This is a genomic window from Paenibacillus chondroitinus NBRC 15376 (genome assembly GCF_004000765.1).
GTDB lineage: Bacteria > Bacillota > Bacilli > Paenibacillales > NBRC-103111 > Paenibacillus_E > Paenibacillus_E chondroitinus.
In genome coordinates this window covers 1-648 of record NZ_BILW01000109.1, presented here as the reverse complement: position 1 = coordinate 648, position 648 = coordinate 1, and the positions used below count along the sequence as shown (strand labels likewise).

At 42.1% G+C, this 648-nt stretch carries 1 protein-coding gene; it reads left to right on the top strand.

From position 1 onward, the window contains the following. Positions 1–648, top strand: a 648-nt coding sequence (locus PCH02S_RS35500; RefSeq protein WP_164819854.1) for a GerAB/ArcD/ProY family transporter, incomplete at both ends; no start/stop codon positions are given.

Sequence of the window (648 nt, the reverse complement as noted above, 5' to 3'; positions counted from 1 at the left end):
TGGTCAAATACATCATACCTGACTTATACTCCACCATGGGTAGTCGGCATATGTCTGATCGGGATTAGTTATTACACGGCAAGAAAGGGACTGGCCGCAATTGCAATTACCAATGGTATTCTGCTTCCCTGGATCGTTCTATTCGGTTTTTATATTATGACAGTAAACTTTCAATATAAAGACTACAGCTATTTGTTCCCTATCTTCAAAAATTCAGCGCAATCTATCACAAATGGCGCATGGTACACAACATCGGGGATCACGGAGATCTTCCTCGTGTTCTTTCTGAAGGACAATGTGAAGGGCAAGCTGTCTCGAATGAATATGATGCTGGTTGTTCTTATGTTGATTGAGCTAACGTTCGGCCCATTGTCAGGCATAATAGCCATGTTCGGTCCGTTTGAAGCCGAGAAACTGCGATACCCGGCTTACGAGCAGTGGCGCATGGCATCCATCGGAAGCATGCTAAGTCAAACCGACTTTTTGTCCATTTATCAGTGGTTAGCCGGTGCTTTTATACGAATTTCGTTGGCGATCTACATCATTCACACTCTGTGGGTGAAAAAATGGAGACATCCAGAAATTTTATTTATCCTGATTTCCTTATTTCTTTTTGTAATCAATCAGCTTAAGCTGTCGGATATAAAG